Source organism: Billgrantia aerodenitrificans, from assembly GCF_021404405.1.
Classification (GTDB): Bacteria; Pseudomonadota; Gammaproteobacteria; order Pseudomonadales; family Halomonadaceae; genus Halomonas; species Halomonas aerodenitrificans.
Genome location: NZ_JABFTV010000002.1, coordinates 471,974 through 496,951 on the forward strand (window position 1 = coordinate 471,974; position 24,978 = coordinate 496,951).

Consider the following 24,978-nt stretch of genomic DNA (forward strand, 5'->3'; position numbering starts at 1 on the left):
GCCAGGGGAAAACTCATGACCAACCGTATCGTTCGACTGCGACGGTGGCTCAAGCCCGGTCGCGGCTGGGTCATCGCCGTGCCGCTGCTGTGGCTCACGCTGTTCTTTCTGCTGCCGTTTGGCATCGTGCTCAAGATTAGCCTCTCCGAGGCCGCCATTGCGGTACCGCCCTTCAGCCCCATCTTCGACTATGCCCACGAAACGCTGAACGTGGTCGTCACCTTCAGCAACTATCTCTTCCTGGCCACAGACTCGCTGTACGTCGCGGCCTACTGGGGCTCGGTCAAGATCGCGCTGCTGGCCACCGTACTCTGTCTGCTGCTCGGCTATCCCATGGCCTATGCCATGGCCCGGGCGCCGATCCATTGGCAGCTGGTGCTGCTGCTGCTGGTGATGCTGCCCTCCTGGACCTCGTTTCTGATTCGCGTCTACGCCTGGATGGGCATCCTCAGCAACAACGGCCTGATCAACAACCTGCTGATCTGGGTGGGGTTGATCGACTCGCCGATTCGCATGCTCAACACCAACTTTGCGGTGATATTGGGCATCGTCTATGCCTACCTGCCCTTCATGGTGCTGCCGCTTTACGCCAATCTGACGCGTCTGGATGGCTCGCTGCTGGAAGCGGCATCGGACCTCGGTTCGCGTAAGTTCAACACCTTCCTGAAGGTGACCCTGCCACTATCGAAGGGCGGCATCATCGCCGGCTCGATGCTGGTATTCATCCCGGCGGTGGGGGAGTACGTGATACCGGAGCTGCTGGGCGGCCCCAACACGGTGATGATCGGCAAGGTGCTGTGGGAGGAGTTCTTCCACAACCGCGACTGGCCGGTGGCCTCGGCGCTGGCGATGGTGATGCTGGCGATCCTGATCGTGCCCATCGCCCTGTTCCATCGCTATCAGTCCCGTGAGCTTCAGGAGTGATGACCATGCGCAAGCCATCCTTCACTACCGTGATGCTGATCGTCGGCCTGCTGTTTCTCTATCTACCGATGGTCGTGCTGGTCATCTACTCGTTCAACTCGTCACGCCTGGTGACGGTGTGGGCAGGGTTCTCGACCCGCTGGTACCTGGAGCTGTTTCGCGACCAGCAGATCCTCTCGGCGGTATGGACCAGCCTGCGCATCGCCTTCTTCTCGGCTTCCATGGCGGTGTGCCTGGGCACCCTGGCCGCCTTCGTGATGGTGCGCTTCACCCGCTTTCGCGGCAAGACGGCGCTTTCCAGCATGGTCACCGCACCGCTGGTGATGCCCGAGGTGATCACCGGCCTGTCTCTGCTGCTGCTGTTCGTGCACATGGCGCAGACCATCGGCTGGCCGGCGGATCGCGGCATGGTCACCATTTGGATCGCCCACACCACCTTCTGCAGTGCCTACGTGGCGGTAGTGGTGGCGTCGCGCCTGCGTGAGCTGGACCTCTCCATCGAGGAGGCCGCCATGGACCTCGGCTCGCGGCCGGTGCGTACCTTCTTTCAGATCACGCTGCCGATGATCGCGCCGGCCGTGGCGGCGGGCTGGCTGCTGGCCTTCACCCTGTCGCTGGACGATCTGGTGATCGCCAGTTTCGTTTCCGGCCCCGGTGCCACCACGCTGCCAATGGTGGTGTTCTCCTCGGTGCGCCTCGGCGTCTCGCCGAAGATCAACGCCCTGGCCACGCTGATCATCCTGGCGGTATCGCTGGCCACCTTCATCACCTGGTACCTGATGCGGCGCAGCGAGGCCAAGCGGAGGCAGGCGATGTTGCAGGATATGACAGCAGGCCGATAACCTTTTCGTTGAGTGTGAGGTAGTTATGTCGAGCAGTGCCAACGCCGAGCATGTGGCGTCCTACTATGCCGCCACGGCCAACCCTGCGCCCGAGCGCCCTGCACTCGAAGGCGACATCGAGTGCGACGTGTGCGTGGTGGGGGCGGGCTTCACCGGGATCTCCTCGGCGCTGCATCTTGCCGAGCAGAGGCACGCAGTGGTGGTGCTCGAAGCCGCCCGGGTCGGCTTCGGCGCCTCGGGGCGTAACGGCGGCCAGATCGTCAACAGCTACAGCCGCGACATGGACGTGATCGAGGCCAAGTACGGCACCGAGACCGCACGCGCCCTGGGCGACATGGCCTTCGAGGGCAATTGCATCATTCGCGAGCGTATCCGTCAGTACGCCATCGCCTGCGATCTCAAGAACGGCAATCTGTTCGCCGCCTGCAACAGCAAGCAACTCGAGGGGCTGCGCGAGCACAAGGCGCTGTGGGAGCGGTTCGGCAACCACGAGCTCGAGTTGCTGGAAGGCGAGGCCTACAAGCGTGAGGTCGGCAGCGAGCGCTACACCGGTGCCCTGGTGGACCACTCCGGCGGCCACCTGCACCCGCTCAACCTGGTGCTGGGCCAGGCAGCCGCCTTCGAGTCGCTGGGCGGCGTCATTCACGAACGTACCCCGGTAACCGGGGTGCGTCACGGCGAGATGGTGACGCTGACCACCCCGCGCGGCAGCGTACGCGCCCGGCGTGTAGTGATGGCCGGTAACGCCTACCTGCAAGGGGTGCTGCCGGAACTGGAGAGCAAGTCGATGCCCTGCGGCACCCAGATCGTCACCACCGAGCCGTTGCCGGAAGCGCTGCGCCGCGAGCTGATTCCCAACGACATGGCGGTGGAGGACTGCAACTACCTGCTCGACTACTATCGCTTCACCGCCGACGGCCGCCTGCTCTACGGCGGCGGGGTCAACTACGGTGGGCAGGACCCGGCGGACATCGCCGCGGTGATCCGACCCAAGATGCTCAAAACCTTTCCTCAGCTTGCCGATGTGCGCATCGACTTCGCCTGGAGCGGCAACTTTTTGATGACGTTGAATCGCCTGCCTCAGTTCGGTCGGCTCAACGACAATGTCTACTACGCTCAGGGCTACTCGGGCCATGGGGTAACCTGCTCGCACCTGGCGGGCCGACTGATCGCCGAGGTGATGCGCGGCGACAGCGGGCGCTTCGATGCCTTCGCCGGCCTGCCTCACTTGCCGTTCCCCGGCGGGCGGCTGCTGCGGGTGCCGCTCTCGGCGCTGGGGGCCTGGTACTACGCGACGCGGGACCGGCTCGGCTGGTGAGTGTCGCCAAGGGCTGACACTGGGACAAAAAAAGTGAAAGCCGCTGCGCTACGCTTATCGACTTTTCTCGACGCCGTATACTGAAGTTATCCCACGGGCGGCATGGAATCGCCGCCCTGCGTCTCTCCTCCACATCGTATCTAGCCGAGCCTTGTCAGCCCGGGGCGCATCGCGTCCCGCAGGAGGAGTGTCATGAATAAATCGATCGTGATCGGAACCACGCTGAGCGTGCTCGGCCTGGGTGGTTTGGCCCTGGGTGCGTGGCAGGTGCAGCAGGAACAGGAGCCGCAGGAGCGCGGCCCCCAGTTCGCCGAGGTCGTGGCGATACAGCCGGTGACGCGCAGCGTCGAGACCCCCCGTGAGGTATGCGAGGACGTGGTGGTACACCAGCAGGCACAGGCGCCCAGCCGCGATCCGCATCGTATCGCCGGCACCGCGGCGGGGGCCGTGGTGGGTGGCCTGCTCGGCAATCAGGTCGGCGGTGGCAGTGGCAAGACCCTGGCCACCGTGGCGGGTGCGGTCGGTGGCGGCTACGCCGGGCGCGAGATTCAGGGGCGTATCGAGGCCAACCAGACCCAGACCTACACCACTACGCAGCGACAGTGCCATACCGTCATGGACAGCTCCGAGGAGACCGTCGGTTACGACGTGACCTGGCGCCACGGTGAGTTGACCGAGGTGTCGCGGCTGGATCACCGGCCCCAGGGTAACCGCGTGCTGCTCGACGAGGGCCAGCCGCGCTGGGACCTGCCGCTGGCCAGCGCGGACGGTTGATTCTTTTCGTTATCTTTCCTGCATTGCCCCGGCTCGGGCCGGGGCGCCGTTTGGCGGCTTGCCGTCTCTCCCGGTCAGGCCTGCTGCGTCAAACGTGACGCAGGTACCAGGCGTATTCCAGCTGGCTCACCTCCTGCATGGCCTGTTCGCGCTCGGCCCGACGGTTGGCCAGGAAGACGTGGACGAAGTTGGCGCCCAAGGCGGCCTTGAGTGGTTCGCTCGCCTCGAGCAGGTCGAGCGCCTGCTGCCAGCTGTTGGTCAGCGTGGGCTCGAACTGTTCGTAGGCGTTGCCTTCCACCGGGGCGGGCGGCGTCAGCTGACGGTCGATGCCGTAGTCGATGCCGGCTAGCAGTACCGCCATCAGCAGGTAGGGGTTGACGTCGGCGCCGGCGACGCGATGCTCGATGCGTCTGGCGTCGTTGCAGCCGGAGGGAATGCGCAGGGCCACCGAGCGGTTGTCGAAGCCCCAGGTCGGGGTCATGGGCACGTAGAGCCCTGGCTGGAAACGCCGGAACGAGTTGAGGTTGGGGGCGCAGATCGCCATGCTGGCCGGCATCAGTTCGAGTAGCCCGGCGATGGCCCGGTGCAGCGTTTCGCTGCCCAGTGGGTCGCCATTTTCGGCGGCGAAGACGTTGCGCCCATGGGCATCCAGCAGGCTGAGATGCACGTGGGTGCCGTTGCCGGCCTCGAGGCCGTAGGGCTTGGCCATGAAGGTGGCCTCGAAGCCGTGATTGAGTGCCACCCCCTTGATCAGCCGCTTGAGCAGCACGGCGCTGTCGCAGGCTTTGAGCGCATCGTCGCAGTGGCCGAGGGTGATCTCGAACTGACCCGGCGCACACTCCTTGAGCGTGGTGTCCAGCGGCAGGCCCTGGCATTCGGCGGCCTGGCGCACGTCGTCGAGAAAGTCGGCGTACTCGTCGAGTTCCCCGATGGAGTAGAGCTGGCTCTGGGTGGCGCGTTCGCCGCTGCGGGGCGAGCGTGGCGGCTGGATCCGCCCTTCGGCGGTGCGCTCTCTGTCCAGCAGGTAGAACTCCATTTCCACCGCGGCTACCGGTGCCAGGCCACGCTCTCTCAGCCGCTCCAACTGACGTGACAGCACCTGGCGCGGGTCGGCGAAGAAGGGGCTCTCATCGCGCTCGATCATGGTCATCAGCAGCTGCGCCTGGCGCCCGCCGCGCAGCCACGGGGTCGGCATCAGCGTTCCCGCCACCGGCTGGCAGACTCGGTCGCTGTCGCCGATGGCGAGGCCCAGGCCGGTGGCCTCGATGGTATGGCCGTTGATGTCCAGCGCGAAGACCGAGGCCGGCAGGTTGATACCCTGATGGAACACCTTGTCGAGATTCTCTCGGGGGATACGCTTGCCGCGCATCACGCCGTTGAGGTCGCTGATCAGCAGATCGATGCTGTCGATGTCGGTGTGGCGGGCTAGGAACTCGCGGGCCTGATCTGCACTTGGCGACGGCATGGCAGCACCTGTTGTGTGTTGAGTTGTCCGGTTTTGCTCTATCTTTCGATGCTGTGTCGTTGTTGTCAAATCCTTTACGCTTGTGTTCGGCTGGAGATAACGGTTATTAGCTTTTCCACTAGGGTTTGCTTGGGTTTCTTCCGAAGATTTTGCTGGCGGGGTGGATTTTTACTCCAGCTTGGTGGAAAGTTTAATCAACACTCTTGGTTTTTCATCGTCTGATTCGAGGAGGCTGTCATGCCGAGCCGTCCCTTGGTGGGGGTCATCGCCTGTCGTCGCGATGTCGAAGGGCATCCCGCCCATGTGGTGACCGACAAGTACCTGAGCGCTCTGCGCGCATACGGCATGGCGCCGGTGGTACTGCCGGTGTGGCAGGACGCCGTTGACGGTGATCTGCTCGACCACCTGGATGGCCTGCTGCTCACCGGCAGCTACTCCAACGTGGAGCCTGCGCGCTATGGCGCCGAGCGGGCACCGGAGAACACCCACGACGACCTGCACCGCGATGCCGCCGCACTGGCCTGGATACCCGCCGCCGTGGCGCGGGGCCTGCCGCTGCTGGGCATCTGTCGCGGTTTTCAGGAGATCAACGTGGCCTATGGCGGCACCCTGCACCAGGCGGTGCAGAGCGTGCCCGGCCTTGCCGATCACCGCGAGCCGGAAGCCGACTACGCCACTCGCTACGCGCCGGCCCACGACATCGAGATCGTGCCTGGCGGTCGCCTGGCAGCGCTGCATCCCGAGCCCCAGGCACGGGTAAATTCGCTGCATCAGCAGGGCATCGACCGGCTGGGCAGCGGGCTTGCCGTGGAGGCCCGTGCACCGGACGGCCTGATCGAAGCGGTGTCGGTGGCCGCGGCACCGGGGTTTGCCCTGGCCGTGCAGTGGCATCCCGAATGGCAGCCGCGGGAGCATCCGCTGTACGACGCCCTGTTCAAGGGCTTCGCCGCCGCCTGTCGCGAGCACTGCGGCGAGCGCTCACTGGCACTGACGAGCTGATCGGGGGCGCCATGCATACCGAGACCTACCGCCAGTTGGATCGGGACCACCACCTGCACCCCTTCACCGACTTCAAGGCGCTGGGCGAGGAGGGCAGCCGTATCGTCACCCACGCCGAGGGTGTTTATATCCATGACAGCGAGGGCAACCGCATCCTCGACGCCATGGCCGGGCTGTGGTGTGTCAATCTGGGCTACGGCCGCGAGGAGCTGGTCGCGGCGGCCACCGCGCAGCTGCGTGAGCTGCCTTACTACAACAACTTCTTCAAGAGCACTCATCCGCCGGCGGTGAAGCTGGCCGAGATGCTGTGCCGGTTGGCGCCGGCGCACATGAACCGGGTGTTCTTCACCGGCTCGGGCTCCGAGGCCAACGACACGGTATTGCGCATGGTACGCCGCTACTGGGCGCTGGAAGGCAAGCCCGACAAGCAATGGGTCATCGCCCGCGAGAACGCCTACCACGGCTCCACCGTAGCCGGCCTGAGCCTCGGCGGCATGGCGCCGATGCATGCCCAGGGCGGCCCCCTGGTACCCAAGATCGCCCATGTGCGGCAGCCCTATTGGTTTGGTGAGGGGCGCGATACCAGCCCGGAAGCGTTCGGCCGCGAGTGCGCCGCGGCCCTGGAGGCGAAGATTCTGGAGCTCGGCGAGGAGAACGTCGCCGCCTTCATCGCCGAGCCGGTGCAGGGCGCGGGTGGCGCCATCATCCCGCCGCAAAGCTACTGGCCGGCCGTCAAGGAGGTGCTGGCCAGGTACGACATCCTGCTGGTAGTGGACGAGGTGATCTGCGGCTTCGGCCGGCTGGGGGAGTGGTTCGCCAGCATCCACTACGATTTGAAACCCGATCTGATGCCCATCGCCAAGGGGCTCTCGTCCGGCTACCTGCCGATCGGCGGCGTGCTGGTGGGCGACCGCGTCGCCGAGACCCTGATCGAGCGCGGCGGCGAGTTCTTCCACGGTTTCACCTACTCGGGGCATCCGGTGTGCGCTGCCGTGGCGCTGAAGAATCTCGAGCTGATGCAGGCCGAGGGCATCGTCGAGCGGGTGCGTGACGACGTGGGCCCCTATCTCGCCGAGCGCTGGGCCACCCTGGCCGATCACCCCCTGGTGGGCGAGGTGCGTTCGCTGGGGTTGATCGGTGCGCTGGAGCTGATCGACCCGGCCACCGGCGAGCGTTTTCCCAAGTCGCTCGCTGCCGGCACCCTGTGTCGTGACATCTGCTTCGACCTTGGCCTGGTGATGCGCTCGGTGGGTGATACGATGATCATTTCACCGCCGCTGGTCATTACCCGCGCCGAGATCGATGAGCTGGTGGGCCTGGCCAGGGAAGCGCTGGATGAGACCGCGCGGCGGCTGGCCGCACGCGAACAGGCGGATCATCCAGCCATCATGATCCAGCCATCAATAGAGGAGTCCCGATCGTGAGCCGTACGCCAACCCCCCGCACCCTGGCCGACTGGCAGGCCCGGGCTGCCGAGCTTTCTTTCGAGGCCCGCGCCTTTATCGACGACAGCTTCGTCGCTGCCGAGAGTGGCGCCACCTTCGAGTCGCGCAATCCGGCCACCGGCGAGCTCCTCGCCCAGGTGGCCAGCTGCGACGAGCCCGATGCCGAACGTGCCGCGGCGGTGGCGCGTCGGGCCTTCGCCGACGGCGCCTGGTCGCGCCTGGCACCGGGCAAGCGCAAGAAGACCCTGCTACGCCTGGCCGATCTGATGGAAGCCCACAAGCACGAGCTGGCGCTGATCGACACCCTCGACATGGGCAAGCCCATCGCGAGCTCGCTGGGCGACGTGAATGGTGCCATCGCCTGCATTCGCTACCAGGCCGAATGCATCGACAAGCTCTACGGCGAGGTGGCGCCCACCGGCGAGGAGACCCTGGCCCTGGTGCTGCGCGAGCCCATCGGCGTGGTGGCGGCCATCGTGCCGTGGAACTTCCCGCTGATGATGACCGCCTGGAAGATCGCCCCGGCGCTGGCCGCCGGCAACAGCGTGATCCTCAAGCCCTCGGAGAAGTCGCCGCTGTCGGCGCTGCGCCTGGCGCAGTTGGCCAAGGAGGCGGGCATCCCGCGCGGGGTGTTCCAGGTGCTGCCGGGCTTCGGCCACACCGTGGGCAAGGCGCTGGCGCTCTCCATGGAGGTCGACTGCCTGGCCTTCACCGGCTCCACCGCGGTGGGCAAGCAGCTGATGCAGTACGCCGGGCAGTCCAACCTCAAGCGGGTTTATCTCGAGTGCGGCGGCAAGTCGCCCAACATCGTCTTCGCCGACTGCAAGGACCTCGACCAGGTGGCCAGCCACGCCGCCGCGGCGATCTTCCACAACCAGGGCGAAGTGTGCATCGCAGGCTCCAGGCTGCTGGTGGAGAACACGATTCGCGAGCAGTTCGTCGAGAAGGTACTTGCCGCAGCGGAGAGCATGCAGCCCGGCGATCCCCTCGATCCGAACAGCTTCATGGGCGCCATCGTCGACGACACCCAGCACCGGCGCATCCTCGACTACATCCGCCAGGGCGTGGAAGAGGGCGCGCGACTGCGCACGGGCGGCAAGGCCATCGACGGCCCGGGGCTGTTCATCCCGCCCACGGTGTTCGACGGCGTTACCCCGCAGATGACCATCGGCCGCGAAGAGATCTTCGGCCCGGTGCTGGCGGTGTTCGGCTTCGACACGGAAGAGGAAGCGGTGGCCATGGCCAACGACACGCCCTACGGCCTGGCGGCCGGGCTGTGGAGTCAGGACATCGACCGCATCATGCGCGTGACGCGGCGGCTGCAGTCGGGTCAGGTGTTCGTCAACAACTGGGCGGGTGGCGACCAGACCATGCCCTTCGGCGGGGTCAAGCAGTCGGGTAATGGGCGTGACAAGTCGCTGCACAGCTTGGTGGAGTATTCCGAGTTGAAGAGCGTGTGGATGTCGCTTTCGCTATAGCCGTACGACGGGCCGACCGCGCTGTGCGGTCGGCCCGCGTCGTTTCCGTGCCTTGCCTGTCGCTCAAGGCCGTCGGGATTTGGCCTCAAGCCAGAATGATGAACAGCAGCACGCTCAGCACCGCGGCGATCATGACATAAGGGAGCTGGGTCAAGGCGTGCTGCAGAGGCGTCACGCTGCAGCCGCGGGCGCTGAGTACCGTGGAGTCGCCGAAGAAGCAGGCGTGGGAGCCGAAGGCGCCTGCCGAGATCATGGCGCCCAGCGTCAGGGGCAGCGAGGCGTCGGTGGCCAGCGCCAGCGGCACCACGATCGGGAAGGCGATGGCGTAGATGCCCCAGAACGAACCGGTGGCGAAGGCGATGCCCGCCAGTATCAGGAAGGTGATCGCCGGCAGCCACTGACCGGCCATTACCGGCATGACCCACTCGATCAGCGTCTCGGTCAAGCCCAGTCGTTCGTTGACGTCCTGCAGGATGAAGGCGGCGAAGACGATGCCCAGCGGCACCAGCATGACCTGTAAGCCCTTGATGATCTCGTCGAACAGGCGACTCAGGGGAGCCATGTCCTGGGCCACGTACAGGCCGAGCGTCACCAACAGGGCAAACGCCACGCCGATCATGGCGTCGATCTCGAACCACCAGGTAGCGAAGATCAGCGTAGCCATCGGCAACAGGAAGTTGATCAGGCGAGCCGGTCGGTGGGTGAACTGCTCGGGGTTCTGCTCCTCGTTGCTCTCGGGCACGCGCTCTTCGTCGCCTTGCTCCGCGCGCTTCATCTTGCCCAGCGCCGGAATCACGCCAGCCGCGACCAGCAGCACCACGATCAGTGCCATCCAGGGGTAGAAGAGGTAAGGAATCAGCGTGAGGTAATAGCTGAACCCCCGGCCGGTTTCGGCGACGCCGTGGCTTTCCAGCAGCCCCGAGAGGTAGATCGCCCAGGTCGAGAAGGGAACGATCAGGCAGATGGGAGCAGCGGTGGAATCGACGACATAGGCCAGCATCGAGCGCGATATCTTGAGCTTGTCGGCCAGGCGCTTCATCGCCGCCGAGACGGTCATGGCGTTGAGGTAGTCATCGATGAAGATCAGCACCCCGAGCCCGACGCTGCCCAGCAGCGCGCTGCGGCGCGTGGTGCAGTAGCGTCCGGCGGCGCGACTGAACGCCTCCGTACCGCGGGCGAAGTGCAGCAGGCCGATCAGGCTGCCGAGCAGGCCACAGACCAGGATGATCCAGCCCATGGTGGGATTCTGCATCACCTCCAGGCTGCTGGCGGCCATGTCCTGTACGGCGGTGGTCGGCGACAGCATGATGAAGCCGCTCAGCGCGCCGGCCAGCAGGGCTTCCAGGGTGCGGCGCGTCAGCAGGGCCATGCTGATGACCACGGTGGTGGGCAGCAGACTGTAGAGGCCGTAGTTGTCGCCGTCGATCAGCGCAAAACCGCTGAGGCTGGCAATCAGCACGACACCGAGAAACAGCAGGCCACCCTTGGTGGCACTGCCGAAGCGTTGGGGGTGGGCCGTCGGGCCCGAAGGAGAGTATGCCATGATCGTTAACCTTTATTGTTGTACGTTGCACCTTTGATAGAGCCGCTCTTGCAGAGAAGCGTTACAGATAACCGTCCTTGCGTAGCGATGCCGTGGTGGCGGCGAAGGCCTCGTCGAGGACCGCAATCACCCGGTCCACCACGTCACGATTCCAGATCAGCGGCGGCGAGATGATGTTGAGGTGACCCACCGGTCGGATGATCACGCCGCGCTTCTGGGCCTCGGCGGCGACCCGGTCGCCAACTCGCGCCTCCACCGGCAGCAACTCCTTGGTGGCCTTGTCGGCGACGTTCTCGATGGCCAGCATGAAGTGGCTGCCCCTCACGTCGCCGACGGTTTCGTGGTGGCCAAGGGTCTTGAGCTGCCGCTCCAGGTAGGGCCCTACCTCGCGTACGTTGTCGCAGATGCCCTCGCGCTCGATGATCTCGATGTTCTTGAGCGCTGCCGCACAGCTCACCGGATGGCCGGAGTAGGTGAAGCCGGTACTCAGTACGCCGCCCTTGCGCTGGGGGATGCTCAATACCTCGAAGATCTCGTCGGAAATCAGGGTGGCGCCCAGGGGCGCATAGCCGGAGGAGAGACCCTTGGCGCAGTTGATGATGTCCGGCTGGGTATCGAATACCGCTTCGGAGGCGAAGAAGTGCCCCAGGCGGCCGAAGCCGGTGACCACCTCATCGGCGATATAGAGAATCTCATGGGCGCGGCACACCGCCTGCATACGGGCATGGTAGCCCGCCGGTGCCATCAGCACGCCGCCTGCTCCCATGATCGGCTCGGCGATGAAGGCGGCGATGTTCTCGGCGCCGATGCGCTCGATGGTCTCCTCCAGTTCGGCCACCAGATGGTCACAGTACTCCGCTTCGCTCATTCCCGCCGGACGGCGGTAGAGGTTGGCTTCGCTGAGGTGGGTGACCAGATGTTTCAGGGTGTCGAACCCCCAGTTGTTGCTCTCGATGCCGGTCAGGCTCGCCGCCAGGTAGGTGGTGCCATGGTAGGCGTTGTTGCGCGACAGGATGCGCTTCTTGTTCGGTTTGCCCAGGCGGTTGAAGTAGTAATGCACCAGGCGGATGGTGGCATCGTTGGCCGTCGAGCCGCCGCAGCTGTAGAAGACGTGATTGAGATGGGCTGGGGCCAGCGCGGCCAGCTTGGCGGCCAGCTCCGCCGCCGGAGCGTTGGAGAGGTTGTTGAAGGTGGAGAAGTAGGCCATGCGGGTGGCCTGCTCGGCCATGGCCTGGCCGATCTCGGCGCGGCCGTGGCCGACGTTGACGCACCACAGGCCGGCGATACCGTCGATGAAGCGGTTACCGTGGATGTCCGCCACGTAGATGCCGTTGCTGTCGGTGATCAGGTCGCAGCCCTTTTCATGAAAGAGGCTGTAGTCGGTGAAGGGGTGAATGAAATGATCCCTGTCCTTTTGCCACAGCGACTGGGCATCCAAGGTCCGGGGTGGCGTGCGGGTAGCGGTGGTCATGGTCGGCCTCGCGTGTCCGATGTCGTTGTTGGAATGTGTTCCATTGAGGTCGGGTTCAGACTAGCGAGAGGGCGGAAGCGGGGAATATATCCTGATTGGGGTATATCGGCCTCAGGGCAGGCCGGCCTAGGGTTGGAGTCATGACCCAGACATAACGGTCCAGACATAACGATCCAGACATAACGATCCAGACATAACGACAAGGGAGACAACCTGGATGAGCGTTTCCATCGACGGCCAGCGGCTCTGGTCGAGCCTGATGGCCATGGCCGAGATCGGTCCCACCGCGAACGGCGGCAGCAGCCGCTTGGCATTGACCGAGGAGGATGCCGCCGGTCGGCGCCTGCTGATCGAATGGTGCGAGGCGCTTGGCTGCACGCTGCGGGTCGACCGGGTCGGCAATCTCTTTCTGCGCCGTCCCGGCAAACGTGACGATCTCGATCCGGTGGCCACCGGCAGTCATCTCGACACCCAGCCCAAAGGCGGGCGCTTCGACGGCATCCTCGGGGTACTGGCGGGGCTCGAGGTGTTCCGTACCCTGCACGATCAGGGCATCGTCACCGAGCGCCCGCTGGAGCTGGTGGTGTGGACCAACGAAGAGGGCAGCCGCTTCGCTCCGGCCATGGTGGCCTCCGGCACCTTCGCCGGCGAATTCAGCGAGGCCTATACCCTGTTGCGCCAGGACCGTGACGGCGTGACCTTCGGCGAGGCGCTGGCCGCCTGTGGCTTTGCCGGCGAGCTGCCGGTGGGTGAGCCCCGCTTCGACGCCTTCTTCGAACTGCACATCGAGCAGGGGCCGGTGTTGGAGGAGGAGCAAGAGGCCATCGGCGTGGTCACCGGTGTGCAGGGCATGCGCTGGTTCGACGTCATCCTGCGCGGCCAGTCGGCCCATGCCGGGCCCACGCCGATGCGCTATCGCCACGATGCCCTGGCTGCCGCGGCACGCCTGATCGATCGGCTGCAGGCGCTGGCCATGGCCGATGACAGCGGCGCCACCAAGGTGACCTTCGGCTGCCTGGAGATCGACAGTCCCTCGCGCAACGTGATTCCCGGCGAGGTACGCCTGACCGTGGATCTTCGCCATGTCGACGAGGGCGAGCTGGACGCCCTGGAGGCCCGCTATGATCGGGAGCTGGCAGCCGCGGCCGAGGCCTTCGGCGTGACAGCGGCCAGCGAGCGCATCTGGGTGTCGCCGGTGGTCAACTTCGATGCCGGCTGTATCGATGCCGTCGAGCGCGCTGCTCGCGCCCAGGGGGTGCCGTACCGACGGATGATGAGCGGTGCCGGCCATGATTCGGTTTACGTGTCGCGGGTGGCGCCGACCTCGATGATCTTCATCCCCTGTCGCGACGGTATCAGTCACAACGAGGCCGAGTACGCCACGCCGGAGCACTGTGCCCTGGGCGCCCAGGTGCTCTGCGACGCCCTGCTGGAACGCGCCAACCGTCAAGGAGTGCGCCATGAGCTTTGAGAACCCCACCACCCTGGCCGACTGGCAGACTCTGGCCGACAGCGTGATCCCGGGTCTGGCGTCGCGCGCCTTTATCGACGACACCTTCGTCGCTGCCGAGAGCGGTGACACCTTCGAATCGCGCAACCCGGCCACCGGCGAGCTCCTCGCTCAGGTGGCCAGCTGCGACGAGCCCGATGCCGCGCGTGCCGCGGCGGTGGCGCGCCGGGCCTTTGCCGACGGCGCCTGGTCGCGCCTGGCGCCGGGCAAGCGCAAGAAGACCTTGCTGCGCCTGGCCGATCTGATGGAGGCCAACAAGCACGAACTGGCGCTGATCGACACCCTCGACATGGGCAAGCCCATCTCGAGCTCGTTGGGCGACATGAATGGTGCCATCGCCTGCATCCGCTACCAGGCCGAGTGCATCGACAAGCTCTACGGCGAGGTGGCGCCCACCGGCGATGAGACCCTGGCCCTGGTGCTGCGCGAGCCCATCGGCGTGGTGGCGGCCATCGTGCCGTGGAACTTCCCGCTGATGATGACCGCCTGGAAGATCGCCCCGGCGCTGGCCGCCGGCAACAGCGTGATCCTCAAGCCCTCGGAGAAGTCGCCGCTGTCGGCGCTGCGCCTGGCGCAGTTGGCCAAGGAGGCGGGCATCCCGCGCGGGGTGTTCCAGGTGCTGCCGGGCTTCGGCCACACCGTGGGCAAGGCTCTGGCGCTCTCCATGGAGGTCGACTGCCTGGCCTTCACCGGCTCCACCGCGGTGGGCAAGCAGCTGATGCAGTACGCCGGGCAGTCCAACCTCAAGCGGGTTTATCTCGAGTGCGGCGGCAAGTCGCCCAACATCGTCTTCGCTGACTGCAAGGACCTCGACCAGGTGGCCAGCCACGCCGCCGCGGCGATCTTCCACAACCAGGGCGAAGTGTGCATCGCCGGCTCCCGGCTGCTGGTGGAGAACACGATTCGCGACGACTTCGTCGAGCGCGTATTGAAAGCCGCCGAGAACATGCAGCCCGGCGACCCGCTCGATCCCGAGAGCTTCATGGGCGCCATCGTCGACGAGGCCCAGCATCGCCGCATCCTCGACTACATCCGCCAGGGCGTGGAAGAGGGCGCGCGGCTGCGCACCGGCGGCAAGGCCATCGACGGCCCGGGGCTGTTCATCCCACCCACGGTGTTCGACGGCGTCACCCCGCAGATGACCATCGGCCGCGAAGAGATCTTCGGCCCGGTGCTGGCGGTGTTCGGCTTCGACACGGAAGAGGAGGCGGTGGCCATGGCCAACGACACGCCCTACGGCCTGGCGGCGGGGCTGTGGAGCCAGGACATCGACCGCATCATGCGCGTGACGCGACGGCTGCAGTCGGGTCAGGTGTTCGTCAACAACTGGGCCGGGGGCGACCAGACCATGCCCTTCGGTGGGGTCAAGCAGTCGGGTAACGGCCGTGACAAGTCGCTGCACAGCCTGGAGGAGTATTCGGAACTGAAGAGCGTGTGGATGTCGCTTTCGCTCTGAGGGCCCACTACGAGAGGGCCTCGACACCACCTTTTAGAGAATCCTCGACTTGCCGGCTCCCCATGCCTGGGGCGCCGGCTTTTTTTCGCGTCTCGTATTTACGCGTCTCATACCGCCTGCTGGCGGGACACCAGGGCCACGTGATCGAGAAACAGGCGGAACAGCTGCGACTGGCTGGATACCTCCAGGCGCTGGTAGATGTGCTTGCGGTGTACCTTGACCGTGCCGTCGCTGATATCGAGCTCCCGGGCGGCCGATTTCGTCGAATGGCCGGCCAGCAGCAGGCGCACGATCTCCTGTTCTCTTGCCGTCAACACCGCAGCGCCGAAGCTGGCGAGTGCGGCTTCCACCGGCTCCTGCTCCGCCAGGCGCTGCTGGAATTTGCCTCCCTGCCATTTCCAGTACTCGTTCAGCAGCGCTTCCAGCATGGGAGAGAGGTGGCGCAAGGCCTGCAGGGCGCGGCGGGTCAACGGCGGCGACTTCGTGCCGAAGCCCAGCGACACGGCGATCACCACCTCCGCGTCGACTCGGCAGAAGATGCCGACTTCATCCGCCAGGCCGAGAGCGCGGTAGTAGTGGTCATAGTACTCGCTGGCTTCGAAGCGATCCGGGGCGAGTTCGCGCAGGCGATGGGCGCCATGATCCAGGCCATCGCTCACCGCCGTGAAGAAGGGGTCGAGCAGATAGGCCTTGCTCAGGTAGCGCTCGATGCCCTGCTCATGGCGATGCGGTGGGTAGTTGTCATGGATCAGCAGCGGTCGTCGACGGCCGCGATAGGCATTGATAAGCACCGTATCGTGACCCACCTGCTCGCGCAGCGCTTGGTCGAGCCTGGCAGGGAAATCGGGGGCCGCTGCCGTACGCAGCAGGCGAGCCAGCTGTTGATGCCAGGCATGGCTTTCGGGGCGGGCAAGGAAGTCGAGCATGGGTAGGTGCGTCAGTAGTGCCGAGCTTTCACGATAGCATGACCCTGCGTTGATACCTGCATGTCGGCAGTTGCAAGAAACCGATATGAGCGCAAGCCGTGACAAGGCGCACGGTTTTGGGGAGACTTCGGGTCTATCCCCTTGATGCTGCAGCAGGAGAATACCCTTTGACCGACCTCGTCACGCTGCTGGCCTCGCTGCCCCTTGGCTACGCCATGGCGCTCACGGCGCTGGTGACGTTCCTGCTCGCCTTCGGTCTGGCCGGCTGGCTCGCCGCCCGGCGCCAGCGTGTCGAGGCAGTGCGGCACGAAACCGCTTTGACCGACTTTCGCGAGCGACTGGCCGAGCGTGAGAAGCAGCTCGATGACGCAAAACACAGGCTCGGCGAGGTGCAGGTGAGCGAAGCACGGCTGGCCACTACCCTGGAGCAGAAACAGCAGCACTTCGAAGCCCAGCTGGCTTTGTTGCGCGACAGTCGCGAGCAGCTGCGCCAGGAGTTCGAGAACCTGGCCAACGAGATTCTCGAGCGCAAGGGGCGTGCTTTCTCCGAGCTTTCCCAGCAGCGCATCAGCGGTCTGCTACAGCCGATCCAGGCCGAGATGAAGGGCTTTCGCGAGAAGGTCGAGACAATTCACCGCCACGACACCGAGCAGCGTGCCGGGCTGCGTACCGAGCTGCGCCACCTGCAGACGCTCAACCGCGAGATCACCGATCAGGCCGAGCGCCTGACACAGGCGTTGCAGGGGCAGAAGAAGGTGCAGGGCAACTGGGGCGAGCTGATGCTGGAGAACGTGCTGGAGGGTTCCGGGCTGCGTCCCGGCAAGGATTACCAGCGCGAGGTGAGCTTCGCCACGAGCGAAGGCCGGCGGCGGCCCGATGCGGTGGTCTACCTGCCTCAGGGTCGCCACCTGGTGATCGATGCCAAGACCTCGCTTGCCGCCTATGTGCGCTACGTAAACGCCGAGGACGAGGTGGAGAGAGGGCAGGCCCTGGCGGCTCATGCCAAGGCAGTGGGTGAGCGCATCGCCGAGTTGGCCGACAAGCAGTACTACGACCTGCCGGGCATCAACTCGCCGGATGTGGTGATCATGTTCATCCCGGTGGAGTCGGCTTACGTAGAAGCGCTCAAGCACGACGAGACCCTTTACCAGCGGGCCATCGAGCACAATGTGCTGGTGGCCACTCCCACCACGCTGCTGACCAGCCTCAACGTGGTGCGTCAATTGTGGCGCTTCGAGGACCAGAGCCGTCACAGCGCCGAGCTGGCCAATCGCGCCGAGCGGTTTTATAACAAGCTGCGGCTGTTTCTCGAAAGCATGCAGGAGGTGCAGGCGAAGCTCGACGGCGCTCGCGACAGTTACGATCGCGCCATGGGGCAACTGGTCAACGGACGGGGCAACTTGATCAAGCAGGCTGCCGAATTCCAGGAGCTGGGAGTGGCGGTGAAGAAGGAGCTGCCCGCCGAGCTGGTCGAGCGGGCCGGCCTCGAGCTCGAGACTGCGCGCCCCCGCCAGGCGCTGCCGGACGGGGGCGGACGAGGCTAGGGGTTCCCAGCCAAGTGGGGGCCTAGAAGTTGGCCCACTCCGGCTGGCGCTCCGCGGTGGCAAGCTGCAGCTGGCGCATGATGGGCCGGGGCGCCGTAAGCATCTCGCCGTGCGGCACACTTTGGCCATCGGCGCGAGCAGTGCTCGGCAGTTGGAAGGCGGCCATGGCGTTCATCAGCTGACGGGCATGCTGGCGCAGATTGTCGGCTGCCGTGGCGCTCTCTCCCACCAGCGTGGCGTTCTGCTGGGTGACCCTGTCCATCTCGGCCACGGCCGTGCCGGCTTCCTGCACGCCGGCACTCTGCTCGACGCTGGCTTGACTGATTTCCCGCATCAACTGGCTGACTCTCGCGATGGCTTCGACGATCTCTTCGGTGGCCTGACGCGCCTCCGCGGCTCGAGCGTTACCGCTCTTCACGCGTTCCACGTTACTGGTGATGAGTTCGTTGATCTCGCTGGCGGCGTCGGCGCTCTTCTGAGCCAGCTTGCGGACCTCGGCGGCGACCACGGCGAAGCCGCGGCCATGCTCGCCGGCGCGTGCCGCCTCCACCGAGGCATTGAGCGCCAGGATGTTGGTTTGAAACGCGATGTCGTCGATGGTCGAGATGATGCTGGCGATCTCTCCGGCGCTCTTGTCGAGCTCGTTCATGGTAGCCGTCATCTGCTCTACCGCCACGCCACCCTGGCGTGCCGTGTGCGAGGCATTCTCGGCCTCACGGCTGGCCTGACCTGCATTCTCGCTGTTCTGCACCACGGTGCCGTTCAACTCTTCCATCGCCGAGGCGGTCTGGGTCAGGGCGCTGGCCTGCTGCTGGGTGCGCGAGGCGAGGTCGGTGTTGCCCTCGGCGATCTGCTCGCTGTTGCTGGCCACGGCTTCGGCAGCGCCGCGAACCTGGGTCACGATGGCCTGCAGCTGACGCGCCATTTCCACCTGCGATGCCATGATGCTGCTGCGGTCACCGCTGCGCAGTCGGCCGCTGGTGGCCAGTTCGCCGCGGCCGATCGCCTCGGCGAAGGCTTTCACCTCGTGGGGCTCGGCGCCGAGCTCGCGCAGTAGCTGGCGAGCCAGCAGGTAGGCGATGGTGCCCCCTGCCGCCAAGGCCGCCAGGCACAGGGCCAGCATCAGCATCTGGAAGCCGGAGGCGGTGTCGCGGGCCAGTGCAGTATCGGCTGCACTCTCGGCTTCCTGGTGGTCGATGAAGTCGTTGATGCGGTCGAGCCAGGAAAAGAAGGCCGGGCCGGCCTCGCTCAGCAGGATTTCCCGTGCGCCGACGATGTCACTCTGTGCGCGACGCTCCATTACCTGGGCCGCCAGTCGTTGCGTCGTATCGGCCTGGCGCTCGATGGCCGCCAGCAGCTCGCGTTCGCGGGAGGAGGCGCTGAGCTGAATGGCGGTCGTCATGCCGCTGGCGGCGCGCTGGTAGTCGTCGGCCAGCGTACGGTAGTCGCGCTCGAGGGTTGCCAGTGCGGCGGGTGATTCGACCAGGGTCATGTCGCGCAGCAGGATCGCGCGGTCATGCACGCTGCCGCGCCAGTCGATGGCGTGGCGCTGCTTGGTGCCATTGACGTCGTTGATGGTGGTGAGGCTGTGATCGATACGGTTCACCTGCACGATACCGATGGCGGTGAGCAGTACGATCAAGGCGAGCACGGCGGAGAATCCAACGAACAGGCGACTACGTATCCCCAGGCGGGCGAGGCTGGCCGAGAGTCCCATGGCATGCATTCCTTATTCTGGTTTTGAGCCACTCCCGGTGGAAGCGAGAGTGGAAGACACGCGAATCTTAAAACTTGTACAATGACTGTACAAATGAATTTAATTTTAGCCTGCCGTCGAAAAAAGCACTGCTTGGGCTACCGATCTGCTAGCTGTGGCGTGTAGAAAGCAGGATTTGGGCGCGTGAGGTCGCGTTTCGGCCGCGAAAAGTTGTACAAAACCCTGAGGAAGGAGAAACCCTATGTTCGATATCTTTCGGCGAGATCCCACCAAACGACTGCAAAAGGCCTATGAGCGCAAGCTCGAGGAGGCGATGCTGGCGTCCCGCAACGGTGACATGCGCGCCAACGCGGCGCTGACGGAGCAGGCCGAGGCCCTGCGCTTGGAGATCGAGCGTTTGAAGCGCGGTTGATTCAGAAGGTCCGGGCCGGGGTGCAGCAGCTCACCAGACGACAGGGCTCGCTGCCGGGATTGCGGAAGCGGTGGGGCACGTTGGTGTCGAAGTAATAGGCTTCGCCCGGGCCGAGCAGGCGGGTTTCGGGGCCGATGGTGATCTCTATCGTGCCCTCCAGCACCACGCCGGCTTCCTCGCCCTGGTGGGCGATCATCTCGCGCCCGGTATCGGCGCCGGGCGGGTAGGTCTCGATCATGAACGCTAGCGCCCGACTGGCGCGGTTGGCGCCGACCAGCTTGTAGACGACCTCGCCGCTGCCCACGTCGGCCAGCTCGTCGGCGCCGTAGAAGACCTGGTCGCGGCTCTCCATGTCCATGGTGAAGAAGTCGCCCACGCTGATGGGGATGGCATCGAGGATCTTCTTCAGCGAGCTGACCGAAGGGCTCACCTTGCCCTGTTCGATCAGCGACAGGCTGGAATGGGTGACTCCGCAGCGCTTGGCCAGCTCGCGCTGGGAAATACCGCGCAGGGTGCGCAGGGCGCGCAGGCGTGCGCCGACGTCGTCCGACATGCCGATCTCCTAATCCCGCGGGCGGCGCCGAGGCGCCGCCCGCCATGCCTCAGCAGAGGGCGTCGAGCTTCTGCCTGAGCAGCTCGTTGACCTGTTGCGGATTGGCGGTCCCGCGCGAGGCCTTCATCACCTGGCCGACGAAGTAACCGATCATCTTGCCGCGCTTGTCCGGCTCGGCGTCGCGATACTGGGCCACCTGGGCCGGGCTGTCGGCGATCACCTGATCGATCATCGCCTCGATGGCGCCGGTGTCGGTGACCTGCTTGAGCCCCTGGGCCTCGATGATGTCGTCGGCACTGGCGCCCTGGCCGTTCCACAGTGCCTGGAATACCTGCTTGGCGGCCTTGCCGTTGATGGTGTCGTCGATCACGCGAGCTACCAGTTCACCTAGCTGACGAGCCGATACGGGGCTATTGGCGATCGAGAGATTCTCACGATTCAAGGCACCTGCAAGCTCACCCTGCACCCAGTTGGCGGCCTGCTTGGCATCCCGGCAGACGTCTTTCACTTCTTCGAAATAGTCCGCCATCTCGCGGGTGGCGGAAAGCACGCTGGCATCGTAGGCCGAGAGGCCCAGCTCGTTCTCGAAGCGGGCGCGCTTCTCGGCCGGCAGCTCCGGCAGGTTGTCGCGCAAATGGTCGATATAGGCCTTGTCGAGCACTACCGGCAGCAGGTCGGGGCAGGGGAAGTAGCGATAGTCGTTGGCTTCCTCCTTGGTGCGCATGCTGCGGGTCTCGTCGCGCTCGGGGTCGAACAGGCGCGTCTCCTGCACCACCTTGCCGCCATCCTCGAGCAGCTCGATCTGCCGTTCCACCTCGAAGGCGATGGCGCGCTCGACGAAGCGGAACGAGTTGACGTTCTTGATCTCGGCCCGGGTGCCGAAGGCTTCCTGGCCCTTGGGCCGAACCGAGACGTTGACGTCGCAGCGCATCGAGCCCTCGGCCATGTTGCCGTCGGAGATGCCGAGGTAGGTGACGATGGAGTGGATCGCCTTGAGATAGGCGGCGGCCTCTTTCGCCGAACGCATGTCAGGCTCGGAGACGATTTCCAGCAGCGGCGTGCCGGCGCGGTTGAGGTCAACGCCGGTCATGCCGTGGAAGTCCTCGTGCAGCGACTTGCCGGCATCCTCCTCCAGGTGTGCGTGGTGCACGCGAATCGGCTTGGTGGTGCCGTCCTCGAGGGTGATCTCGACCTCTCCGGCGCCGACGATGGGCTGGTACATCTGGCTGGTCTGGTAGCCCTTGGGCAGGTCGGGGTAGAAGTAGTTCTTGCGGTCGAACACCGACACTTCGGGGATCTCGGCGTGAATCGCCAGGCCGAACTTGACCGCCATGGCCACGGCTGCCTCGTTGAGCACCGGCAGCACGCCCGGCAGTCCCAGGTCGACGGCGCAGGCCTGAGTGTTGGGCTCGGCGCCGAAGGCAGTGGAGGCGCCGGAAAAAATCTTCGAGCGAGTGGCGAGCTGGACGTGAACCTCCAGCCCGATCACGGTTTCCCATTGCATCAGGTGTTCTCCTCGGCGAGCGCGGGGCGTTGACGGTGCCAGTCGGTGGCCAGCTGAAACTGGTGGGCGACGTTGAGCAGCCGCGACTCGGTGAAATGGCTGCCGAGGATCTGCAGCCCCACCGGGCGCTTGCCGGCGAAGCCGGCCGGCACGCTCATGCCGGGGATCCCTGCGAGGTTGATGGCGATGGTGTAGATGTCCTGCAGGTACATCGACACCGGGTCCTTGTTGGCGCCGAGATCGAAGGCCGGGGTGGGCGAGGCGGGGCCCATCAGGACGTCGACCTCCTCGAAGGCGTCGAGGAAGTCCTGACGGATAAGCCGGCGCACTTGCTGGGCCTTCTTGTAGTAGGCGTCGAAGAAACCCTCGGAGAGGGTGTGGGTGCCGATCAGGATGCGGCGCTTGACCTCGTCGCCGAAGCCCTCGGCGCGGCTGCGCTTGTACAGATCGATCAGATCCACTGGGTTGGCGCAGCGGTGGCCGAAGCGTACGCCGTCGTAGCGTGACAGGTTCGACGAGGCTTCCGCCGGGGCGATGACGTAGTAGGCCGGAATCGCGTAGTGGGTGTGCGGCAGGCTCACCTCGCGCACGCTGGCGCCGAGCGACTCGAAGACCTTGATCGCCTCGCGCACGGCAGCTTCCACCTGCGGATCGAGGCCGTCGCCGAAGTACTCGCTGGGCAGGCCGATCTTGAGGCCGGAAAGCGCAGTGCCGAGCTCTTCGGTGTAGTCGGGCACGCCGCGCTGCACGCAGGTGGAGTCGCGCAGGTCGTGGCCGGCCATGGCGTTGAGCAGCAGGGCGCAGTCCTCGGCGCTACGGGCCATGGGGCCGGCCTGGTCGAGGCTCGAGGCGTAGGCGATCATGCCGTAGCGCGACACCCGGCCGTAGGTGGGCTTGAGCCCGGTGATGCCACAGAAGGCCGCGGGCTGACGAATCGAGCCGCCGGTATCGGTGCCGATCGCCGCCGGCACCAAGCCCGCCGCCACAGCAGCGGCGCTGCCGCCGGACGATCCGCCCGGCACGGCGGTGAAGTCCCAGGGGTTCTTCACCGGGCCGTAGTGGCTGTTCTCGTTGGAGGAGCCCATGGCGAACTCATCCATGTTGGTCTTGCCCAGGCTGACGGCGCCGGCGGCTTTGAGCTTCTCGACCACGGTGGCGTCGTAGGGGGCGATGAAGCTGTCGAGCATCCGCGAGCCGGCGGTGGTCTTCACGTCCTGGGTGCAGAAGATGTCCTTCAGCGCCAGCGGCAGGCCGGTGAGCGTACCGGCCTTGCCCGCGGCACGGGCGGCGTCGGCGGCATCGGCGGCGGCCAGGGCCTGCTCGTGGGTGACGGTGATGAAGCTGTTCAGCTCGCCGTCGAGACGGTCGATACGGCCGAGCAGGTGCTGAGTCAGTTCGCGGCTGGAAAAGTCGCCGGCGTCGAGCGAACGGGTCAGTTCGGCAAGGGTCTTGTCATGCATGCGGCATGGCTCCATGAAAGCGTGCCGTTGAAAGAGAGGCGAATGCTGCGCCGATGGGCGCTGCCTGAATGGCGACCGGGATCACTCGACGACGCGAGGAACCAGGTAGAGCCCGTTTTCCACGGCCGGAGCGCACTGCTGGAAGCGGCTGCGCTGGTCGCGCTCGGTGACTTCGTCGGCGCGCAGGCGCTGAGTGACGTCGAGGGGATGGGCCAGCGGGGCGACCCCTTCGGTGTCGAGTGCCTGGAGCATGTCGACCATCTCGAGAATACGGCCTAGGTCGTCCACGTAGCGGGCGGCCTCGTCGTCGGTCAGGCCGAGCCGGGCCAGATGAGCGGCCCGCTGCACGTCTGCGTGTTCAAGCGCCATGAGCTGAGTGTCCTCGCACGGATGGAGTGTTATGAACAGCGGGAAAAGGTACCATATTCGAGCCATGGCGGGCACTCTTCTCGCATCTGGAGCGGCCTATGTCGCTTGCTGCACTGAGGCGGCGATGATACCGTTTGCATCCGCACTGGTCCCGGTCTGCACTAGGTAACGACGTCCATGTTCAAACGCTTGAGGGGGCTGTTCTCCAGCGATCTTTCCATCGATCTGGGTACGGCCAATACACTGATTTACGTTCGCGGTCGCGGCATCGTGCTCGATGAGCCGTCCGTAGTGGCCATTCGCCAATCCGGTAACATGCGCAGCGTGGCCGCGGTTGGCGCCGATGCCAAGCGCATGCTGGGCCGCACGCCGGGCAACATCACTGCGATTCGCCCGATGAAGGACGGCGTGATTGCCGACTTCACCGTTACCGAGCAGATGCTCCAGCACTTCATTCGCAAGGTGCACCAGAGCACTTTCCTGACGCCGAGCCCGAGGGTGCTGGTCTGCGTACCCTGCATGTCGACCCAGGTCGAGCGCCGGGCGATCAAGGAGTCTGCGGAAGGGGCCGGTGCCCGTGAAGTGTTCCTGATCGAGGAGCCCATGGCCGCTGCCATCGGCGCCGGCCTGCCGGTGGACGATGCCCAGGGCTCGATGGTGGTGGACATCGGTGGCGGTACCACCGAGATCGCCATCATTTCGCTGAACGGTGTGGTCTACTCCGAGTCGATCCGAGTCGGTGGCGACCGCTTCGACGAGGCGATTTCCGCCTACGTGCGCCGCCACTACGGCAGCCTGATCGGCGAGGCGACCGCCGAGCGCATCAAGGAAGAGATCGGCTGTGCCTACCCCGGCGGCGAGCTGCGCGAAATCGACGTGCGCGGCCGCAACCTGGCCGAGGGCATCCCGCGCAGCTTCACGCTGAACTCCCACGAGATCCTCGATGCTCTGCAGGAGACGCTCTCCTCGATCGTTGCTGCGGTCAAGAGCGCGCTGGAGCAGTCGCCGCCCGAGCTCGCCTCCGACATCGCCGAGCGCGGTCTGGTGCTGACCGGGGGTGGTGCCCTGCTGCGCGATCTGGACAAGCTGATCTCCGAGGAGACCGGGCTGCCGGTCATCGTCGCCGAGGATCCGCTGACCTGCGTGGCACGCGGGGGCGGCAAGGCGCTCGAGATGATCGACCGACACACCTTCGAGCTGCTCTCGAGCGACTGACGCCGCAAGGCCGTTTTCCAGTGCGAATCGACGTATGAACAGGTGCGGCCGGA

The 24,978-nt window shown here is 65.5% G+C and carries 21 protein-coding genes; 12 read left to right on the forward strand and 9 right to left on the reverse strand.

Translation table 11 applies throughout. The features are described from left to right. The first annotated feature begins 15 nt into the window (after positions 1–15). The 4 genes from HOP59_RS05420 (at position 16) to HOP59_RS05435 (ending at position 3,858) form a co-directional block, all read left to right on the forward strand. Positions 16–924, forward strand: coding sequence for an ABC transporter permease subunit (locus tag HOP59_RS05420; protein WP_010629216.1), 909 nt, complete (start codon positions 16–18; stop codon positions 922–924). Further along, positions 924–1,766: an ABC transporter permease subunit gene (locus HOP59_RS05425; RefSeq protein ID WP_234253108.1), complete on the forward strand. Its 843-nt coding sequence runs from the start codon at positions 924–926 to the stop codon at positions 1,764–1,766. Before HOP59_RS05420 ends, HOP59_RS05425 begins: the two co-directional genes overlap by 1 nt. A 25-nt stretch (positions 1,767–1,791) precedes the next feature. After that, the gene (locus HOP59_RS05430) at positions 1,792–3,084 is read left to right on the forward strand and encodes an NAD(P)/FAD-dependent oxidoreductase (protein ID WP_234253109.1); all 1,293 of its coding nucleotides are present in this window, start codon (positions 1,792–1,794) and stop codon (positions 3,082–3,084) included. 192 nt (positions 3,085–3,276) lie between these two features. Beyond that, positions 3,277–3,858 carry a glycine zipper 2TM domain-containing protein gene (locus tag HOP59_RS05435; RefSeq protein ID WP_010629213.1) on the forward strand — a complete coding sequence of 194 codons (582 nt, stop codon included), beginning with the start codon at positions 3,277–3,279 and terminating at the stop codon, positions 3,856–3,858. An 88-nt stretch (positions 3,859–3,946) separates the two neighbouring features. Here HOP59_RS05435 and HOP59_RS05440 read toward each other — a convergent pair whose 3' ends face one another. Further along, positions 3,947–5,323 (reverse strand): glutamine synthetase family protein, encoded by a 1,377-nt coding sequence (locus tag HOP59_RS05440; protein ID WP_234253110.1) that lies wholly within the window; start codon positions 5,321–5,323, stop codon positions 3,947–3,949. A gap of 237 nt (positions 5,324–5,560) precedes the next feature. Between HOP59_RS05440 and HOP59_RS05445 the strand changes: the two genes are divergently transcribed. From HOP59_RS05445 to HOP59_RS05455, 3 genes are read left to right on the forward strand one after another with little or no spacing between them, the layout of a single operon-like run. After that, positions 5,561–6,322, forward strand: a complete 762-nt coding sequence (locus HOP59_RS05445) for a gamma-glutamyl-gamma-aminobutyrate hydrolase family protein (protein WP_234253111.1) — start codon at positions 5,561–5,563, stop codon at positions 6,320–6,322. Between the two features lie 11 nt (positions 6,323–6,333). Beyond that, the gene (locus HOP59_RS05450) at positions 6,334–7,746 is read left to right on the forward strand and encodes an aspartate aminotransferase family protein (protein WP_234253112.1); all 1,413 of its coding nucleotides are present in this window, start codon (positions 6,334–6,336) and stop codon (positions 7,744–7,746) included. Beyond that, a complete protein-coding gene (locus tag HOP59_RS05455; protein WP_422675988.1) occupies positions 7,743–9,245 on the forward strand; it encodes an aldehyde dehydrogenase in 1,503 nt (500 codons plus the stop codon). Before HOP59_RS05450 ends, HOP59_RS05455 begins: the two co-directional genes overlap by 4 nt. 85 nt (positions 9,246–9,330) lie before the next feature. On the opposite strand, the gene HOP59_RS05460 is transcribed toward HOP59_RS05455, so the two are convergent. Further along, a complete protein-coding gene (locus HOP59_RS05460; RefSeq protein ID WP_010629208.1) occupies positions 9,331–10,788 on the reverse strand; it encodes a Na+/H+ antiporter NhaC family protein in 1,458 nt (485 codons plus the stop codon). A 61-nt stretch (positions 10,789–10,849) separates the two neighbouring features. Beyond that, positions 10,850–12,259, reverse strand: coding sequence for an aminotransferase (locus HOP59_RS05465; RefSeq protein WP_234253113.1), 1,410 nt, complete (start codon positions 12,257–12,259; stop codon positions 10,850–10,852). A gap of 217 nt (positions 12,260–12,476) precedes the next feature. Here HOP59_RS05465 and HOP59_RS05470 point away from each other — a divergent pair, with 217 nt between their 5' ends. After that, positions 12,477–13,730, forward strand: a complete 1,254-nt coding sequence (locus HOP59_RS05470) for a M20 family metallo-hydrolase (protein ID WP_010629206.1) — start codon at positions 12,477–12,479, stop codon at positions 13,728–13,730. Beyond that, positions 13,720–15,225: an aldehyde dehydrogenase gene (locus HOP59_RS05475; protein ID WP_234253114.1), complete on the forward strand. Its 1,506-nt coding sequence runs from the start codon at positions 13,720–13,722 to the stop codon at positions 15,223–15,225. The genes HOP59_RS05470 and HOP59_RS05475 overlap by 11 nt, the downstream gene beginning before the upstream one ends. Positions 15,226–15,332: 107 nt before the next feature. Here the strand turns inward: HOP59_RS05475 and HOP59_RS05480 are convergent, their stop codons facing one another. Further along, positions 15,333–16,151 carry a helix-turn-helix transcriptional regulator gene (locus tag HOP59_RS05480; protein ID WP_234253115.1) on the reverse strand — a complete coding sequence of 273 codons (819 nt, stop codon included), beginning with the start codon at positions 16,149–16,151 and terminating at the stop codon, positions 15,333–15,335. A gap of 167 nt (positions 16,152–16,318) precedes the next feature. Between HOP59_RS05480 and rmuC the strand changes: the two genes are divergently transcribed. Further along, a complete protein-coding gene (gene rmuC, locus HOP59_RS05485) occupies positions 16,319–17,695 on the forward strand; it encodes a DNA recombination protein RmuC (protein ID WP_234253116.1) in 1,377 nt (458 codons plus the stop codon). 22 nt (positions 17,696–17,717) lie between these two features. Here the strand turns inward: rmuC and HOP59_RS05490 are convergent, their stop codons facing one another. Beyond that, positions 17,718–19,412: a methyl-accepting chemotaxis protein gene (locus tag HOP59_RS05490; protein WP_234253117.1), complete on the reverse strand. Its 1,695-nt coding sequence runs from the start codon at positions 19,410–19,412 to the stop codon at positions 17,718–17,720. Between the two features lie 241 nt (positions 19,413–19,653). Between HOP59_RS05490 and HOP59_RS05495 the strand changes: the two genes are divergently transcribed. Further along, a complete protein-coding gene (locus HOP59_RS05495; RefSeq protein ID WP_010629200.1) occupies positions 19,654–19,824 on the forward strand; it encodes a DUF6435 family protein in 171 nt (56 codons plus the stop codon). Position 19,825: 1 nt separating this feature from the next. Here the strand turns inward: HOP59_RS05495 and HOP59_RS05500 are convergent, their stop codons facing one another. From HOP59_RS05500 to gatC, 4 genes are all read right to left on the reverse strand, one after another. Next, complete coding sequence (locus HOP59_RS05500) at positions 19,826–20,377, reverse strand: cupin domain-containing protein (RefSeq protein WP_010629199.1); 552 nt, start codon at positions 20,375–20,377, stop codon at positions 19,826–19,828. A gap of 49 nt (positions 20,378–20,426) precedes the next feature. Next, a complete protein-coding gene (gatB, locus tag HOP59_RS05505) occupies positions 20,427–21,881 on the reverse strand; it encodes an Asp-tRNA(Asn)/Glu-tRNA(Gln) amidotransferase subunit GatB (protein ID WP_234253118.1) in 1,455 nt (484 codons plus the stop codon). Next, positions 21,881–23,341, reverse strand: a complete 1,461-nt coding sequence (gene gatA / locus HOP59_RS05510; protein WP_234253119.1) for an Asp-tRNA(Asn)/Glu-tRNA(Gln) amidotransferase subunit GatA — start codon at positions 23,339–23,341, stop codon at positions 21,881–21,883. Before gatA ends, gatB begins: the two co-directional genes overlap by 1 nt. An 81-nt stretch (positions 23,342–23,422) precedes the next feature. Continuing rightward, positions 23,423–23,710, reverse strand: coding sequence for an Asp-tRNA(Asn)/Glu-tRNA(Gln) amidotransferase subunit GatC (gene gatC / locus HOP59_RS05515; protein ID WP_010629196.1), 288 nt, complete (start codon positions 23,708–23,710; stop codon positions 23,423–23,425). Between the two features lie 177 nt (positions 23,711–23,887). Between gatC and HOP59_RS05520 the strand changes: the two genes are divergently transcribed. Next, the gene (locus HOP59_RS05520) at positions 23,888–24,925 is read left to right on the forward strand and encodes a rod shape-determining protein (RefSeq protein WP_010629195.1); all 1,038 of its coding nucleotides are present in this window, start codon (positions 23,888–23,890) and stop codon (positions 24,923–24,925) included. The last annotated feature ends 53 nt before the right edge of the window (positions 24,926–24,978 follow it).